This window comes from Massilibacteroides sp. (assembly GCF_028705895.1).
Classification (GTDB): domain Bacteria; phylum Bacteroidota; class Bacteroidia; order Bacteroidales; family Tannerellaceae; genus Massilibacteroides.
In genome coordinates, this window is sequence record NZ_JAQWCQ010000025.1 from 1 (window position 1) to 17340 (window position 17340).

Genomic DNA, 17340 nt, shown 5'->3' on the forward strand with positions numbered 1-17340 from the left:
TCCTACTCGTTAAGAATAGGCCAAACTTGTACCAACTAACCCCAAATAGGATAAGACTTGATCCTACTCGAGGCTAGTTATATCAATTTGTAAAGAACTGCAATACGTGGTTTACCGGAGGCTTACATTTAAACTGGATAGTAGAAATTAGGTGTAGTGTCTAAACAAAAACAAAAGACACTGAAAATCATTCGTTTTCGAAAATAAACCGTCAAAGTCAGGAAAAACGTCTGCAATTAACTTATGTGTAAGTCTGCCACCACTACCATGACCTAATAGTATGCACTCTGAATCATTAACCGGTAACGGACAATTTAACTTCATCTTATTCTTATTTATAATTATAATACGCAGCACAGACACCTTCTGTCGATACCATCGGGGCTCCGACCGGATGTTCCGGCGTACAGGTTATCCCGAAGAACGGACAATCCGCTACTTGTTTATTTCCCCTCATTATGTCTCCTGCGATACAATTCATTTCTTTACTTCTGTCGATATCTTGCCTAACAGACAAAATACCAAACTTTTTCACAGCGTCATACCGACTATACTTCTCGGACAGTTTCAGTCCGCTTTGGGCTATTTTACCGATGCCTCTCCATTCCTGATCAACGGGTTCAAGCATTTCCTTTATTAGTTCCTGCATTTGAATGTTTCCTGTTTCAGAAACAATTCTTTTGTAAGCATTCTCTACTTTGCCTTCTTTTCTTTCTAACCGCAATATACATTGATAAATACCATATAGCAAGTCTATCGGTTCAAAACCGGTAACGATTATAGTTTTTTTGAATTTATCGGCTAATATCATGATATTCATGATAAACCATTACTGCGCAAACATGTCCGGCGGCCAGAAATCCATCTACTTTACAATCCGCTTCTGAGAGAATTGCATCTATTGCGGCCGGAACAGTAAAAAGCGATGTTATGATCGAGAAGTTATTTACTTTTCTTCGCGAAGCTTCCTTGATAGCTGTCAGATGCAAGGGGGTTGTCGTCTCAAATCCTACAGCAAAGAAAACAACTTCCTTGTCCGGGTTTTTCTCGGCAAGATCTACGGCATCTAATGTCGAATAAAGAATCCGGACATCTGCTCCTTTCGCTTTTGCTCCTAAAAGATCGAGTTTACTGCCCGGTACTCGCATCATGTCTCCGAATGAGGTCATGATAACATGGGGTTGCAGGGCAATTTCAATTGCGCTGTCAATAATATAGGTGGGAGTAACGCAAACGGGACATCCGGGACCATGTAATAAAGAAATTTTATCCGGCAGCATGTTGTCAATACCGTAACGGGCTATGGAGTGAGTCTGACCTCCGCATATCTCCATAATGCTCCAGGAATTGACAACGGCATTATTGATTGCTTCTATTAACCGTTGAACCTGATCATTATCTCGGTATTCATCAATATACTTCATTTTAAGATAGACTAAAACCTCACAATTTACTCGTCCGAATCTGCTAATTTCTCAAAGTCCATTAGCGTTTCTTTTGCATATTCTTCGTTCACCGTGGATATTGCCATGCCGGCATGAGCCAGAATATAATCTCCGATATTGGCATCAATCCATTGTATGCAAACGTTTTTCATCATCCCTCCGAAATCTACCTTTGCCATTTTTAGGTCGGGAACAGAGTTGTCTATACTTATAATTTTCCCCGGTATAGCTAAGCACATAATTTTACCTTTTAATTAATACATCAGCTTGAACCGTCCCAAATGTATAATTTTTTAATTACTTGTGCCGGAAAAATAAAATAAAAAAAGGAAACTTCTTATTCCGTACCTCCACCTAAAGCACGGTAGAGGTTTACACTCAATTGAAGTTGTTCCAGTTTATCATTTACTTGACTTAGTTGCGCTGATAACAAATTCTGTTCGGCACTTAATACTTCAATATAGTTTGCCTCTGCTGCTTTAAGTAATTCTTTTGTGTAATTAACCGAATTTAGTGAAGCTTCTACCTGTTTTGCTCTGATCTCGTTTTTCTTTAAAGATGATTCCAACGAAAACAAAATATCCGAGACCTCCTTCCCGGCCGTAAGAACTGTCTTTTCAAAAGTCAACAACGTTTCCTTCTGTTGCGCTTTCGCTATTTTATAGTTCGCTATTAATTGCTTCTTGGCAAAAATAGGCTGCGTTAATCCTCCTACGATACTGGCAAAAAGATTTTCAGGTCTGAAAAAGTTTGATAATGTAGAAGCGTTATATCCAATTGTAGATGAATTCAAGACAATTGACGGATAGAAACTGGCTTGTGCAGCATTGGTTAATTCAAAAGCAGCACGGAATGAGAGTTCCGCTTGTTGTACATCCGGACGTTTAGCCAGCATCTGCATGGGCATACCATGTTGTAAATCGGAAATCATTTCCTGCTGATAAATATGAGAGCGCAGGATCGTTCCGGATTTCTTACCAACCAAAAGGCAGATCGTATTCTCCAATTCTCTGATCTGACTTTCTAAATCAGGAACGGTGATCTGGGTGCTATATAAAAGAGCCTTGCTTTGTTCTACTGCTGCACCATTCTGCATACCGGCCTCTTTTAATGCTTCGACGGTGGTGACACTTTCTTTCAATAATTCAATCGTTTCGTTTGTCACTTTTAATTGCTCATCTAATGCAAGAAGCGTATAATAAGACGTAGCAATATTCGCAATCAATGACGTTTGAACCAGATTTTTATACGCGTGACTGTTCAGGAACTGCGCATATTTAGCTCTGTGCTGACGGTTTAGTTTACCCCAGATATCAGCTTCCCAGGAAACGGCAATTCCCAGATTATAGCCTGTAGAACCATATCCTAATACATCTTTGCCGTTGGTTCCAGTGCTTACTCTGTTGTGAGATACCTGACCAATAAGAGCAAGGTCAGGGAAATAAGCCGCTTTAGCCATTCCTAAACTTGCTTCCGCTTGTTGAATACGCGTGTACGCTATTTGTAAATCAAAATTCTGTTTAATTCCTTCATCAATTAATGCGACCAAGAAAGGATCATTGAAGAATTCCCGCCACGGGAGGTTTGCAATGGTCGTTGTATCCGTTGAAAACTTGTCGCGATAAAGAGCTTCAACGTCTATTTCCGGTGTTTTGTATTTATTTAAAACCTGGCAGGAGGATAGTCCTATTGAGAGAATTACACTCAATAGAACTACCCCTTTTATATAGTTATGTTTCATCATTTATTATTATCGTGTTGATGTTGTATAAATTCATCATTAGAATTGATCAATCCCGAATCACTGAACTTATCTTGTATAGTCTGGAAAATGATATAAAGTGAAGGGATTACTAAGATACCTATTAATGTCCCGATTAACATACCTCCGATGGCGCTAATACCGATCGACTTGTTGCCGATGGCTCCCGCACCTGATGCTAACGCCAAAGGTAAAAGACCTACGATGAACGCGAAAGAAGTCATAAGGATCGGACGAAGACGGGCTACTGCTCCATTAACTGCTGCATCAATAATATTCATGCCCTGTTGCCGTCGTTGAATAGCATATTCCACAATCAATATGGCATTCTTGGCGAGCAGCCCGATCAACATAATAATGGATATCTGCACATAAATATTGTTCGTTATACCTTGCGAAGAACCGAATATGAACAAGAAGACAAATACCCCTGCTAATCCGACGGGGAGAGAGAAAATAACGGCTAAAGGAAGTATGTAACTTTCATACAAAGCTGCTAACAGGAGATATACAAAGATCAGACATAGGGCAAAGATCAATAATGTCTGGCTGCCGCTTCTCACCTCTTCCCTTGTCATGCCGGAATATTCATACCCATAACCTGCCGGAAGTTTTTGAGCTAATTCTTCTTCTATAATTTTAATAACATCTCCGGTACTATAATCAGCTGAAGAATTCGGAACAATATTCAGGCTCATCGAAGAATACATGTTGAAACGAGCCAGACTTTGAGGACCCATGATATCAGTTACTGTGATAAACTCAGTAATAGGAGCCATCTCTCCGGAAGATGTGCGAATGAACAGACCGTCCAGATCATCCATCATTTTTCTGTATTCAGGCGCTGCCTGTACCATTACCCTGAATTGTTTTCCGTAGATATTAAAGTTGGAAATATACATACTACCGATATAAGCCTGAAGTACGGACATAACCTCCCCTAATGTCAGACCGGACTCTTTGATTTTGGCAAGGTCGGCATCTATTTGTTTCTGAGGAAAATTAGGATTAAATGTTGTCATCGCCATCAATACCTCATCACGACTATTTAACTCGTGGATGAAATTTTGTGCTACTTCATAGAATTTATTAATGTCTCCTCCCATTTTATCCTGTAGCTGCAGCTCAACCCCACTGCTTATACCAAAACCTTGTAAGGTAGGAGTTCCCATAAACATGAAGGTGGCATCTGTGATAGATTTCGTTCTCTGCGTCATCATGCCGGCAATCTGGTCGGCAGTAATACTTCGTTCACTCCAGGGTTCCATCTTCATCATAACTGTGGCATACGAACTACCTACACCGCTCATGAAGTTTACCCCGGTAATGTTTAAGACATGGGCTACGTTGGGCATCTCATGGGCTATTTTGAGAACTTCCTGAACGATGGAATCCGTGCGTTCAAGTGATGCTCCGGGAGATAATGTGATCATTCCCATAACACCTCCGCTATCCTCATGAGGCACAAAGCCCGAAGGTGTTGTTTTCATCAACAAAGCAAAGATAAAGACGGCCACTCCTATAATGGTGCCTGTTATCCATCTATGTTTCTTCTTTCCTAAGAAGAGAAGGGAGTTCTTATATTTCTGAGTTCCTAAGTCAAACCATATATTAAATGTATAAAAGAAACGCTGAAGGAATCCTCGTTTCTTATCTTCCCCGTCGTGCGACTTGAGGAATAGGGCGCAAAGAGCCGGACTAAGAGTTAACGCATTTACAGCAGATAGTAAAATAGCCACCGCTAATGTAAGTCCGAATTGTTTGTAAAACACACCGCTTGTTCCTCCGATAAAACTTACCGGAATAAAAACAGCAGACATAACGAGAGTAATGGATACGATAGCAGGAGCAATTTCTTTCAGCGCGTTTAGCGTTGCCTGTTTGGCATCTTTTTCACCGTTATCCATTTGGGCATGGACGGCTTCGACGACGACTATCGCATCATCAACCACAATTCCGATAGCCAGTACCAGAGCAAACAGGGTGAGCAAGTTTATTGAGAACCCCATCAATTGCAGGAAAAAGAATGTTCCAATAATTGCAACAGGAACTGCGATTCCCGGAATAATAGTCGAACGCCAGTCTTGCAGGAAGATGAACACAACTAAAAACACAAGGATAAAGGCTTCAATCAATGTGGATATTACTTTACTGATAGAAGCGCTAAGAAACTCGCTGGAATCTGAAACAAACGTGTATTTTATTCCCGGAGGAAAACTGGCGGAAGCATCGTTCATTACTTTTTTCACATTGGCGATTACTTCCTGCGCGTTAGAACCTGCGGTCTGACTTATAGCCATTGCTACAGATTCTTTTCCGTCAAGAGCTGAAACTACCGTGTAATTCAATGACCCTAATTCAACATCGGCTATATCTTTTACACGCAGGATATATCCGTCTTCAGATCGGATAATAACGTTCTCAAATTCTTCGGCAGTTTTCAGACGGCCGGTGTATTTTAAGGTGTATTGAAAAGATTGATCACCATCCTGACCTAACTCGCCCGGAGCAGCTTCGATATTCTGATCTTTCAATGCGGCAATGACTTCTGACGGATTAATTTTGTAAGAGGCCATAACGTCCGGTCTAAACCAGATACGCATAGAATAATCTCTTGCCCCGTAAACCGTGGCTTCTCCTACTCCAAAAACACGTTTTATCTGCGGCAGAATATTTATGTTCGCATAATTCTGTATAAAAGAACCATCATAATCCGGATTGTCTGAAGATAATGAAATCATCAGTATTGTACTACTTTGTTGCTTCTTTACGGTCACCCCCGATTGAACAACTTCCGACGGCAATAAAGGCTGAGCGCGGGCCGCCATATTCTGTACATTCACCGCTGCAATATCCGGATCTATTCCTTGTTTAAAGAACACTCTGATTTGTGCCATACCATTATTACTTGCCGAAGAAGTCATATACGTCATCCCTTCAACACCATTTATTTGTTCCTCCAGTGGTATGACAACACTGTTAAGTACCACATCGGCATTCGCTCCCGGATAAGTTGCGGATACCTGAACTGTGGGCGGTGCGATGTCCGGATATTGTTCTACAGGTAATGTTGCTAAACCGATTATCCCCAGAATTACAATAATAATTGATATAACAGTAGATAATACAGGTCTGCCTATAAATGTTTTTAACATCTTTATTTGCTTAAATTAATTAGACGCTTATTTTATTTTCTTTCCATTGAATAAAGTGGCGACACCACTCTCTACAATCACATCCCCATCTGCGAGGCCGTCGGTCACAACATAATTCTTACCGTCATTAAGCGCTATGACGGATATGTTTTTTTGCACTACAGAATCTCCCTGTACCTTAAATGTTAATACTTTATCTTGTTGTGCGAAAGTAGCCGCCTGAGGAATAATCAGTACATTATCCATGATTCTCGGAATGTCGATTTTCCCACTTGTTCCACTTTTCAGCAATCCTTGCCGGTTCGGAAATACAGCTCTGAAATTGGCCGATCCGGTCGTTACATTCACAACGCCCGATATGGTTTCTAATTTCCCCTTTTCAGCATAAGTGCTTCCGTCAGCTAATCGAAGAGTTAATTCCGGAGCATTTTTTATCTTTTCTTTCTGTGTCTCTCCGTCCAATGTGTTCAGAAACTCGGAAAGCACCTTTTCATTCATCGAGAAATATGCATAAATATTACTTGTATTAGCCACTGTTGTAAGTGAACTGGTACTATTTACCAAACTTCCTATCCGAAAAGGAATTGTACCCACGATGCCATCAACAGGGCTGGTCACAGTTGCCCAGTTTTTGGTCGCCTCAGCCTGCATCAATGTCGCCTTTGCCTGTTCTAATGAGGCGAGAGCCGATTGATACGCATTTTCATACATTTGCAGTTGTACATTACTTACTATGCCCTTTTCTGCCAGAGGACGAATGCGTTCTACATCCAATTTGCTCGTATTTAGTTGAGCTTGTGCACTGTTGAGTGAAGCTTTTGCCGACAGGTACATTTGTTCCGAAGAAGGTGAATTTATTTTAAAAAGAACTTGTCCTTTCTTTACAACTGCTCCTTCGTCAATATAAACAGCTTCAATAAACCCATCAACCCGAGGTCTGATTTCAACGTCCACCTTTCCTCGCAAGGTTACAGGATAAGTTGTGCTTAACGTTGCCGATTGCTTTGAAAGTTTTAATTCCGGATAGTTCTGGGTAGCGGATGTCTTGTTGTCCGAAGCTTTCTTGCTGCACGAAGAAAAAAGGAATAAGGCAAATACTACATAATAAAAAAGTCCAATCTTCATTTTTATAACTTATTTGTATGTGAAATTCTAATATACTGTTGAGTTTTATAATAAAAAATTATAACAAAAACAATAAACGTTTTGGTCTTTATCGCGCTTGTTTATCTACTTATTGCAATGTTTTTCTTTAAATTACGCTGATTAAGATAGAATTTTAATAAACAATGTAAAATTATGAATTTTTCGTGTTCTCTTGGCCTAAACGTTTGCAAAAAACACTTAAAGATTTAATCTAAACCATTAAAGTATGGGTTTTCCTCTACTATTGTGAAATATATAAAGGCATACAAGTCCTGTTTTTTATATTCTTTAGTTAAGTTTGCTGTGATTTATCCTTTTTTCCATATCTGTGGTAAAGTTGTTTCACAGTTATGGTAAAGTTGTTTGACAGTTGTCGAAAAGTTTTTCCACATATATGGAAAAAGAAAATGCCTTTGGCTTTATGTGAAAAAATATGGTGGTTAAGATTCTCATACAAGGATTGGTGCAGGGAGTTGGATTCAGACCTTTTGTTTACTTGTTGGCTAAGGCTATGGGAGTAAAAGGTGAGGTGTCGAACTGTGTCAATGGGGTTATTATACAAGCGGAACTTACTGAACAACAGTTGGGTTTGTTTATACATCGGATTAAGAAGGAATGTCCTCCGGTGGCTACTATTCATCGCATTGATATTGGAGAAAAAGCGGATCGGAGCGGTTGCTTTACGGACTTTAAAATTGTGAAAAGTCAATCCGGTGAAGCCCGGATCACGCAAGTGGCTCCTGATATTGCTATTTGTGAGGGTTGTTTGCAAGACAGGAAAACGCAACTACATCGTATCAACTATCCTTTTATTAATTGTACGCATTGTGGCCCTCGTTTTTCCATTGTGAAGAATTTGCCGTACGATCGCGACAACACCACCGTGTCTGTTTTTGAGATGTGCGAAACGTGCAAGGAAGAATATAAGAATATCACAGACCGTCGTTTTCATGCCCAGCCCGTAGCCTGCAATCATTGCGGCCCGGTTTATTATGCGATTTTGAACGGCGAATATTCAGACAACTATGAGGAATTGCTAAATAAAACGGTGAATCTGATCCATGCGGGAGAGGTTATTGCCGTTAAAGGAGTAGGTGGGTATCACTTGGTTTGTGATGCGCTGAATGATAAAGCCGTACAGAAATTACGTGCGATAAAATACAGGGATAGCAAGCCATTTGCTGTCATGTTTGGTGATTTGGCTGCTTTAGAAGAGTATGCATATTGTCACGAAAAAGAAGAAGAGGTTCTTACGTCTTACAGAAGACCGATTATTATGCTTAAACAACGGAAAACCTTGTCTCACGGAATAAATCCGGGGATGAATACAGTTGGTGCGATATTGCCCTATATGGCTATTCATTATGATTGGTTTGAACGGGTAGCTACTCCTGCTTTGGTTATGACAAGCGGGAATCTGAGTGAATGTCCTATTGCGATAACCCCCGAAGAAGCGGAACTGCAGTTCGGTGGAAAAGTAGCGTTGCTCCTTCATCATAATAGAGCAATCTATAATCGTGTCGATGACTCCATCGAACAATTGATCGGATTGGAGTCCTGTATTATAAGACGTTCGCGCGGTTATGTGCCCGAACCTTTTTTTACGGATGAGGATATGGAGGGGATTCTTGCTTTTAGAGCAGAAAAGACGAACGTTTTTGCTTTGGGTAAAGACAATATCTGCGTTTTGAGTCAGTATATCGGTGATCTGAAAAATTGGGAAACGTTCTCTTTCTATAAAGAATCTATGTCGCGTTTTCAGTCTCTGTTTCGTTTCAAACCGAAATTGTTGGTTTGCGACATGCATCCGGATTATTTGTCTTCACAACACGCCGGGACAATTAGTAGAGAAAATGAGATCCCCCTTGTTCAGGTACAGCATCACCATGCACATGCCGCGGCCTGCATGTTGGAATACAATCTGAATGAAAAGGTGATTGCTATAGTTTGGGATGGAGTAGGATTAGGCGATGACGGCAATGTGTGGGGAGGAGAGTTCTTTTTGTGTGATAGAAAAACATATATACGACTTTCTCATTTTGAGTACGTCCCGATGCCGGGAGGAGATATGGCTTCTAAAGAACCTTGGCGGATGGCCGTTTCCTATTATCTTTATTATGGACTAACATTGCCGGATTCTTTTGTGAAGCGAATCGGAGAGGAGAAGATTAAACAGATCAGGAGTGTGATTGATAAAAATCTGAATTGCCCGCTTACCTCAAGTGCCGGACGGCTGTTTGATGGCTTAGCTTCTTTGTTAGGGCTTTGCGATGTTGCTACGCATCAGGCACAAGCTGCCGTACTTTTGGAACAATCGGCCTCTGAAGAAATAACGGAGATTTATCCTGTGGACTGTTCGTCTCCGATTTGTCTCCGTGAGATGTTTGCACATATTCTAACGGATATGGAAAAGAATGCGTCTATACATAATATTGCTGCCAAAATTCATAATACATTTGCCGACCTGATTCTTAGGATGGCCAAAAAGTATTGTAAGGAAACGGGAGTAAACAAAGTGATTCTGTCGGGAGGGTGTTTCCAAAATAAACGACTGACAGAACTATTATTGAAATTGTTTTCTAAGGAAGGAATTTCTTTGTACATTCCCCGTCGGATTCCATGTAATGATGGAGGTATTGCAGCCGGTCAATTAACTATTGCTGCTGCAAAGATCGAAAGATAAGGAAGATATGCATGAATTAGCAATAGCACAAAGTATAGTCCGACTCGCTGAGCAAAATGCAAAAGACAATCAGGCTGAAGAAATAGAAGAACTGGAACTGGAAATAGGTAGTTTGGCAGGAATAGAAATCTCATCTCTTGAATTTGCCTTACAAAGTGCCGTGAAAGATACGATGCTCCATCGCGCACGGATTGTCCGGCATGATATTCCGGCAGAAGGAAGATGTGGCGATTGCGACGCGGTATTTCCTGTTGAAACGTTGTTTAGTCCTTGCCCTCAATGCGGGTCTTATTGTGTGAATATCCTGAAAGGAAAAGAATTAAGAATTAAATCGATTGTTGTTAAATAGACTTCTAACAAAACTTCTGAAATGAATAGTGCGTAAGTCGCTAGTAGATATCGTATTTATGTACAGATTTAATGAATAGTATGCACGTTTGTAGCAAACCCTAAATCTCGAATCAGTCCACCAAATTGCAGGTAAGCAAGATTAAAGGGTTGGAGGCCGGTATTGCTGTTCCTTAAATATTTAGTAGTTTTGTAACGGTCATAGATAGCCTAAAAAAGACAGCATAACAAGATATAAAAGAAGAATTAATAATGCTAACAAAAGAATATATCACAAAACTGAAACAAGATAAGAATGGTGCTATTGCAAAGCTTATTGAGGCACAGCGAGATGTTGGAAGCCTTAATTTTATTCTTGAAAATTTAGGGCAACTCCCAAATGACTTCAGCTCCGAATTTCTATATGATCTTTTGGAACATAGCCATGCGCAGGTCCGTTTAAATGCTGTGAAAAACATTGGAAAACTCAATGGGAAATCCAATGTGAAAAGTTTATATACTCTTTATCAGCATGAAACAGACACTGGAGTTCGTCGTGAGATTGTGTCAGCTATCGGCAGGCAAAAAAAATGTGAGAACAAACCACTTTTATATAGCTTTTTAGAAGATGTAGATCCCAAAATTATTTGTCAAGCAATTAGAGCTTTGTTCGTTTTTGAAAAAGATAAAGATGTTGAAGAGCATTTGCGACCGCTTGTAAATCACGAAAACGAAATGGTGCGAACTATTATTTACAAGGAATATTTTGCAAAAGAAAAATCAGCAAAAAACACTTTAGCTCATGCAGAGACGTTCCATTTTCTTAAAAATGTTGTTGTGAATGCAGATGTTTTGAAAGCGTTAAAATTTGTTCCTGACGAAAGTGTGCATTTAACATTTACTTCGCCGCCTTATTATAACGCCCGCGACTACTCAATTTATCCTAGCTATCAGGCATATTTAGAGTTTCTAGAGAAAGTTTTCATAGAAACACACCGAATAACAAAAGAAGGGCGTTTTTTGATTGTAAACACTTCGCCAATAATTATTCCTCGCGTAAGTCGCTCTCATTCAAGTAAACGTTATGGAATTCCCTTTGATTTACATCCGTATTTAGTTAAAAATGGTTGGGAGTTTATTGATGATATTGTATGGTTAAAACCTGAAGCAAGTGTAAAAAACCGTATTGGTGGCTTCATGCAACACAGAAAACCCTTGGGTTATAAGCCTAATTCGGTTACTGAATATTTGATGGTTTACCGAAAAGCGACTGAAAAGTTGTTGGATTGGAATATAAGGAGTTATGATCGAAAAACAGTGGAGGAAAGCAAAGTTGCAGACGGATACGAAACAACAAATGTTTGGAGAATTGACCCTTGCTTTGATAAAGTACATTCAGCTATTTTCCCTGTTGAACTTTGCAAACGTGTAATTCAATATTATTCTTACAAAGGCGATTTGGTTTTCGACCCATTTGGTGGTAGTGGTACAGTCGGACGAACTGCAAAAGCATTGGAAAGATTATTTTTCCTAACAGAACAAGAACCCAAATATTTTGAATATATGCAATCCAAAACAAAGGATTCTGCATTGTTTAACGAACGTAAAACGATTTTTTTAACATTAGAACAATTTAAAGAATCTGCAAAATGACACTTACAGACCAAATTGTAAAAAATATTATTATCCGCTTGATAAAATCACAAGATTACCGTATTGAAATTGTCAACCTTATTAACGCTGAGTTTCTTCAATTTGCCGTAGATTTCTTCAAAAAGATCGCTTATGCCAAATTGGATTCTGAAGAAATAACTATTGGTTGGTATAAAAAAGTATTTATGGACGATGCTCTTTCTTCGGATGAAATTGCCATAAATTCAGGGTTGAACAAAAAGACAATCAGTAACATGTACGGAACAGCTACGAAAACTGTTGTGATTGAAGCCGCAAACGAACACTTTGAATCACTTTATAACAGTATTCAATCACTTGTGGAAATGGAAAAGGAAATAGACTTAACCTTGACTATTAAAATGAAGGGAGTAAGTGTTGATTTGAACGTTTCCGAAAGTTTGATTGTGATTAATACATTAGCAGTTAAGCGTGCTGCTTTACGTGGCGGTTTGTGGAGTACTGCAGGTAAAAGTGCTGAAAAATATCTAATGTTAACTTTGTGTAAATTATACCAAGTTGATGAGAAATATTATGACGCTTCACATTTTGTAAAAGACAAAGGAAAAAAGGTGGATAGAGAAATCGACTTCTATTTGTTGAATAATGGCAAAGAATATTTGTGTGAGGTTAAATTAATGGGCAAAGGAAATCCTGAAAGTGCAGATGCAATTATTGCTCGTAGTAGCAATATTTTTGTTGCTGACACTCTTTCGCAACAGAATATGAATCAATGTGAAGAATTAGAAATTAGTTGGGTTGCTTTGCGAGATGAAAAAGGGTATAAACGATTTAAATTAGCTCTTGAAAGATTTGGCATTCCTCATACAGATTATAATGGCAATTTAGAAGAGGATTTGCTAAGAATCTTGGATGAGTTGTTATAAATGACCGTTTCTTAGCTAATTAATTAAATCCGATATTAATATAAATAATTGAAAGAAAATAAATTATGTGTGGAACTTGCGGATGTAGCGATCATGGACGCAATCATGAACACGGGCATAGCCACGGTCATTCTCATGATCGCGAAAAGAGTACGGTAATATCCATAGAACAGGATATTCTTCAGCAAAATAATTTACTTGCTGAACGTAACAGGGGATATTTTGAGGCGAAAATATTTTTTGTCTCAATTTGATGAGTTCTCCGGGAGCAGGAAAAACGGCCTTATTGGAGGAAACAATCCGGCGGATAAAGGATCAAACTTCGATCTGTGTTGTTGAAGGCGACCAGCAAACAAACAATGATGCGGATCGTATTGCGGCTCTTGAAATAGAGGCATTTCAGGTAAATACAGGGACGGGATGTCATTTGGATGCAGCGATGGTTAATCATGCGGTTAAACATCTGAATCCGAAAGAGGGTTCGATTCTTTTTATTGAGAATGTAGGTAATTTAGTCTGTCCCGCGATGTTTGATCTTGGTGAGGCAAAGAAGGTTGTTATCATTAGTCCTACTGAAGGAGACGACAAGCCGTTGAAATATCCATATATGTTTCAGGAGGCGGATGTTTGTGTTATCAATAAAATTGATCTTGTTCCTTATTTAGATACGGATATTGAAAAGTTGAAAGAAAACGCGTTGAAAGTAAATCATCATCTGGAATTGTTTGACGTTTCGGCTACTAAAGGAACAGGATTAGATGCCTGGTGTGAATGGTTACTAAAAAAGAATATGCTAAATAAATTATAAGGTATGGAAACTACTGTAAAACTCTATTCGTTGTCTTATACTCAACTAAAGACCTATGCATTTGCTGGTTTGTTTGTCGCCGGTAATATCGTGTTTCCCCAGTTGTGCCACCTTGTGCCTAACGGGGGATTAATCTTGCTGCCAATTTATTTCTTTACGTTGATCGCAGCGTATAAATATGGATTGACGGTAGGTTTGCTGACAGCCGTTCTTTCTCCATTGGCTAACCACCTTTTATTTGGTATGCCTCCCGCTCCGGTGTTGTTGCCGATACTGATCAAATCATCTATTCTGGCAGTTGCAGCTGCTTTAGTCGCACACCGTTTAGGTAAGGTTTCCTTTTGGGGTGTTCGGACTGCTGTGCTTGTTTGTCAGTTTGCAGGGACAATCCTTGAATGGACAATTGTAAAGGATTTCTTTGTGGCGATTCAGGATTTCAGCATCGGAATACCGGGTATTATTCTTCAGATCTTTGGTGGATATGCTGTCTTGCGTACACTTACCCGTTGATCCGGAGTTGTATAGTGACGACGTGCGACCAATCGTTACGCAGACGGTTGCACGTTTCGGGCTGGAGGAATGGAAAGCCGGTATATTAACTCACGAACTGCATGGACACTTAGGCATTTACTCTATTCTGGGAGTTAAGATGGGACTGGCTGCGATTGAGTATCTTGGTGCTGAGCCGGGGCATGTTTCTGTTTATTCCTATGCCGGAATAAAACCGCCTGTCAGTTGTATGAACGACGGTTTGCAGGTGAGTACTGAAGCTACTTTCGGACACGGTCTGATTAGCTCTCCTCCGACGGATTCTCCCTTACTTATGGCTGATTTCTCCATAAAAGACCGTACAATTCAGGTGTGATTCAAATCCGAGATAGAGCAGATGATAAAGAGAGAAATCAAGCAAGCGTTTGAAAAATATGCCCATACACCGCCTTATTGGGAGTATGTTCGTAAGTTGGCAATTCGATTCTGGGCTGAATTAGACCGGAAAGAAATATTTGACATCAAAGAAGTTACCTCTGGCATAGATTGAGAGAATGAAACTGACACCGGAATTGATCGATTTTATGGAAGAACATGGCCAGACGGAACCATCCCGTTTGCTGTTGAACGCTTCCCGCTTCCCGGATGTAGATATCCCTTTTGTTGTTGAACAAATCACTGCCCGACGACAGATCAGGGATAAACTTCCCGGTTGGTATGCCAATAAGGCGTTGGTTTTTCCATCTAAACTCGCCGCCGAACAATGTTCCTCCGAACAAACGGCCGGTTATAAACAACAATTGGTAAATGCGGAAGACCATGTTTGTGATCTGACCGGAGGATTGGGTATCGACAGTTATTATTTTTCTCTGAAAGCAAAAAAGGTTACTTATATAGAGCGTTTCGCGAATTATGCTGAGGCGGCGTGTTCCAATTTTGAGACGCTTCAGGCCGATAATATTACTGTCCTTAACGGCAATGGAGAGGAACTGGCAACGGGCATAAAGGATGTTGACGTGTTTTTTATTGATCCTGCCCGGCGTGGAGATGGAAATAAGCGGGTCTTTGCCTTGTCGGACTGTGAACCGGATCTGACATCCTTATATCCAATCTTATTGGAACGAGCGCCAAAGATAATTGCCAAGATTTCCCCCATGGCGGATATTCTACATACCCTGACTTTGCTTCCCGAAACAACCGAAGTGCATGTAATCTCCGTTAGAAATGAATGCAAGGAATTATTGTTTGTTGTCGAGCGAAAACAAGAAGAGCCGTTGCCCGTACATATTGTCTGTGTGAATTTCCCAACAAAAGGAGAATCGGAACGTTTTACCTTTTCGATGGAAGAAGAAAGAAGTACAACGCCAATATTTACCGAGACCGCTGGCAGATATCTTTATGAACCGAATGCCTCCCTGCTGAAGGCCGGTGCTTTTAAAATAATCACAGCCAACTATCCGGTCAAAAAACTCCATATCAACAGCCATCTTTATACATCGGATGTATTGGTTCCTGATTTCCCCGGTCGGACATTCTCAGTAGAAGAAGTAATACCTTTCTCGTCCGCCCTATGTAAAAAGATAGTCAAGGAAGTGCCTCAAGCAAATATCACCATCCGTAATTTCCCCTTAACAGTAGAAGCGCTACGGAAAAAAACTAAAATAAAAGACGGAGGAGAAATTTATCTTTTCGTAACCGCCCTTGCTGATGATAGCAAAGTCCTGATCAAAACGAAGAAATACAATCCCTTGGTTGAAATATAGCCGATAATTTACGTATTTCTGCCAGTCTGATTATCGTATAAAGTTTTGCTTTATAAGAGTTATTCTTTCTGAACAAACTTCAGACAAACAGGTTTCTCTATTATTGTAATATCTTGTTTAGTATCAGTTAGCAATCCTGTTGTCGGGTCAATACTGAATACCTGAATCAGATTGCTGTGCTGATTGGCGACCAACAGAAACTTACCATTAGGCGTTATAATGAAGCTGCGGGGATGGACACCTGTTGACTGATAACCTACGGATGTTAGTTTGCCGTTCATTTCATTTATCCGAAAAATGGCAATCCCATCGTTTTTTAGCCGATTAGACGAGTAAAGAAACTTCCCGTTTGGAGAAATATGGATATCCGCGCTACCTTTAGTTCTTTCGTGTTCAACAGTATCGGATGCGATATTTTGAAATTCACTTAATACTCCGTCGTTATAGTTAAAACATGAAACAGTTCCATCTAATTCGTTGATACAATAAAAATACTTTCCGTTAGGATGAAATACCATGTGTCGAGGTCCGGCTCCTTTATGAACGGAGAAAAATTCAGGACTCCCTTTTCTCAAGAACCGACCATCATTGCCGGATGTATCATTAATAATAAACTTATATATACGATCTTTACCTAAATCAGTAGCAAAAAGATAACGCTTGTCCGGCGAAATAATACCCATGTGCATGTGCGATTCAGGGAAGAAGTCGAAAACCTGAGAAGCCGCCTTAAGAGAACCATCCTCAGTTATAGGAAATACGCTGATATTCCCTCCGCGATAATTTGCTGTCATAACGAACCCTTTCTCTGAGTCTGTCAGAACATAACATGGCCCTGCCCCCTTAGTAGCTTCTTTGTTGATACTTGTAAGTCTCCCTGTTTCCTTATCAAAAGAAAAAGCCCCCGCTGCCGATCCGTCTTCACCACTTTCACTCGCCGCATAAACAAACTGCTCATCTTCAGAGACCGCCAGATAAGAAGGATTAGCCAGGCCGGAGACACTGCTGACATATTCCGTCTTCCCGCTCTCCGTATTCAAATCATAAACAAAAATTCCGTCCGCATTCTCCGGACTATACGTTCCTATCAATAGATAAATCATAATTGCTTCTTTCATCTTATAACCGCTTTAAATTTTTTCTCGGTGAAAATAAGCATAAAGCAGTTATAAGATATGTTTATTAATGGATAAAATTTAATAAT

At 39.9% G+C, this 17340-nt stretch carries 15 protein-coding genes and 1 pseudogene; 9 read left to right on the forward strand and 7 right to left on the reverse strand.

The window, feature by feature from the left end; genetic code table 11:
* Window positions 1-331 precede the first annotated feature (331 nt).
* From PHT93_RS07950 to PHT93_RS07975, 6 genes are all read right to left on the reverse strand, one after another.
* Window positions 332-820 carry a hypothetical protein gene (locus PHT93_RS07950; RefSeq protein WP_300241542.1) on the reverse strand — a complete coding sequence of 163 codons (489 nt, stop codon included), beginning with the start codon at window positions 818-820 and terminating at the stop codon, window positions 332-334.
* Window positions 795-1424, reverse strand: a complete 630-nt coding sequence (gene hypD, locus PHT93_RS07955) for a hydrogenase formation protein HypD (RefSeq protein WP_300241544.1) — start codon at window positions 1422-1424, stop codon at window positions 795-797. Before hypD ends, PHT93_RS07950 begins: the two co-directional genes overlap by 26 nt.
* A gap of 26 nt (window positions 1425-1450) precedes the next feature.
* Window positions 1451-1684: a HypC/HybG/HupF family hydrogenase formation chaperone gene (locus PHT93_RS07960; RefSeq protein WP_300241547.1), complete on the reverse strand. Its 234-nt coding sequence runs from the start codon at window positions 1682-1684 to the stop codon at window positions 1451-1453.
* A 98-nt stretch (window positions 1685-1782) separates the two neighbouring features.
* The gene (locus PHT93_RS07965; protein ID WP_300241549.1) at window positions 1783-3189 is read right to left on the reverse strand and encodes an efflux transporter outer membrane subunit; all 1407 of its coding nucleotides are present in this window, start codon (window positions 3187-3189) and stop codon (window positions 1783-1785) included.
* Window positions 3186-6362, reverse strand: coding sequence for an efflux RND transporter permease subunit (locus tag PHT93_RS07970; protein ID WP_300241551.1), 3177 nt, complete (start codon window positions 6360-6362; stop codon window positions 3186-3188). The genes PHT93_RS07965 and PHT93_RS07970 overlap by 4 nt, the downstream gene beginning before the upstream one ends.
* Window positions 6363-6389: 27 nt before the next feature.
* Entirely contained in the window at window positions 6390-7487 is a 1098-nt protein-coding gene (locus tag PHT93_RS07975) for an efflux RND transporter periplasmic adaptor subunit (RefSeq protein WP_300241553.1), read from the reverse strand.
* A 454-nt stretch (window positions 7488-7941) separates the two neighbouring features.
* Between PHT93_RS07975 and hypF the strand changes: the two genes are divergently transcribed.
* The 9 genes and pseudogenes from hypF (at window position 7942) to PHT93_RS08020 (ending at window position 16136) form a co-directional block, all read left to right on the forward strand.
* Window positions 7942-10191, forward strand: coding sequence for a carbamoyltransferase HypF (hypF, locus tag PHT93_RS07980; RefSeq protein ID WP_300241555.1), 2250 nt, complete (start codon window positions 7942-7944; stop codon window positions 10189-10191).
* 7 nt (window positions 10192-10198) lie between these two features.
* The gene (gene hypA, locus PHT93_RS07985) at window positions 10199-10540 is read left to right on the forward strand and encodes a hydrogenase maturation nickel metallochaperone HypA (RefSeq protein WP_300241556.1); all 342 of its coding nucleotides are present in this window, start codon (window positions 10199-10201) and stop codon (window positions 10538-10540) included.
* Window positions 10541-10791: 251 nt separating this feature from the next.
* Window positions 10792-12171 carry a DNA methyltransferase gene (locus tag PHT93_RS07990; RefSeq protein ID WP_300241558.1) on the forward strand — a complete coding sequence of 460 codons (1380 nt, stop codon included), beginning with the start codon at window positions 10792-10794 and terminating at the stop codon, window positions 12169-12171.
* A complete protein-coding gene (locus tag PHT93_RS07995) occupies window positions 12168-13076 on the forward strand; it encodes a CfrBI family restriction endonuclease (RefSeq protein ID WP_300241560.1) in 909 nt (302 codons plus the stop codon). The genes PHT93_RS07990 and PHT93_RS07995 overlap by 4 nt, the downstream gene beginning before the upstream one ends.
* Before the next feature lie 65 nt (window positions 13077-13141).
* Window positions 13142-13884, forward strand: a pseudogene (gene hypB, locus PHT93_RS08000) (hydrogenase nickel incorporation protein HypB).
* 3 nt (window positions 13885-13887) lie between these two features.
* Window positions 13888-14394, forward strand: a complete 507-nt coding sequence (locus PHT93_RS08005; protein WP_300241566.1) for an ECF transporter S component — start codon at window positions 13888-13890, stop codon at window positions 14392-14394.
* Window positions 14366-14749 (forward strand): formylmethanofuran dehydrogenase subunit E family protein, encoded by a 384-nt coding sequence (locus tag PHT93_RS08010; protein ID WP_300241568.1) that lies wholly within the window; start codon window positions 14366-14368, stop codon window positions 14747-14749. The genes PHT93_RS08005 and PHT93_RS08010 overlap by 29 nt, the downstream gene beginning before the upstream one ends.
* A gap of 21 nt (window positions 14750-14770) precedes the next feature.
* Window positions 14771-14923 carry a hypothetical protein gene (locus PHT93_RS08015; RefSeq protein ID WP_300241570.1) on the forward strand — a complete coding sequence of 51 codons (153 nt, stop codon included), beginning with the start codon at window positions 14771-14773 and terminating at the stop codon, window positions 14921-14923.
* Between the two features lie 4 nt (window positions 14924-14927).
* Entirely contained in the window at window positions 14928-16136 is a 1209-nt protein-coding gene (locus PHT93_RS08020) for a class I SAM-dependent methyltransferase (RefSeq protein WP_300241572.1), read from the forward strand.
* Between the two features lie 59 nt (window positions 16137-16195).
* Here the strand turns inward: PHT93_RS08020 and PHT93_RS08025 are convergent, their stop codons facing one another.
* The gene (locus tag PHT93_RS08025) at window positions 16196-17254 is read right to left on the reverse strand and encodes a lactonase family protein (protein ID WP_300241574.1); all 1059 of its coding nucleotides are present in this window, start codon (window positions 17252-17254) and stop codon (window positions 16196-16198) included.
* Between the last annotated feature and the right edge of the window lie 86 nt (window positions 17255-17340).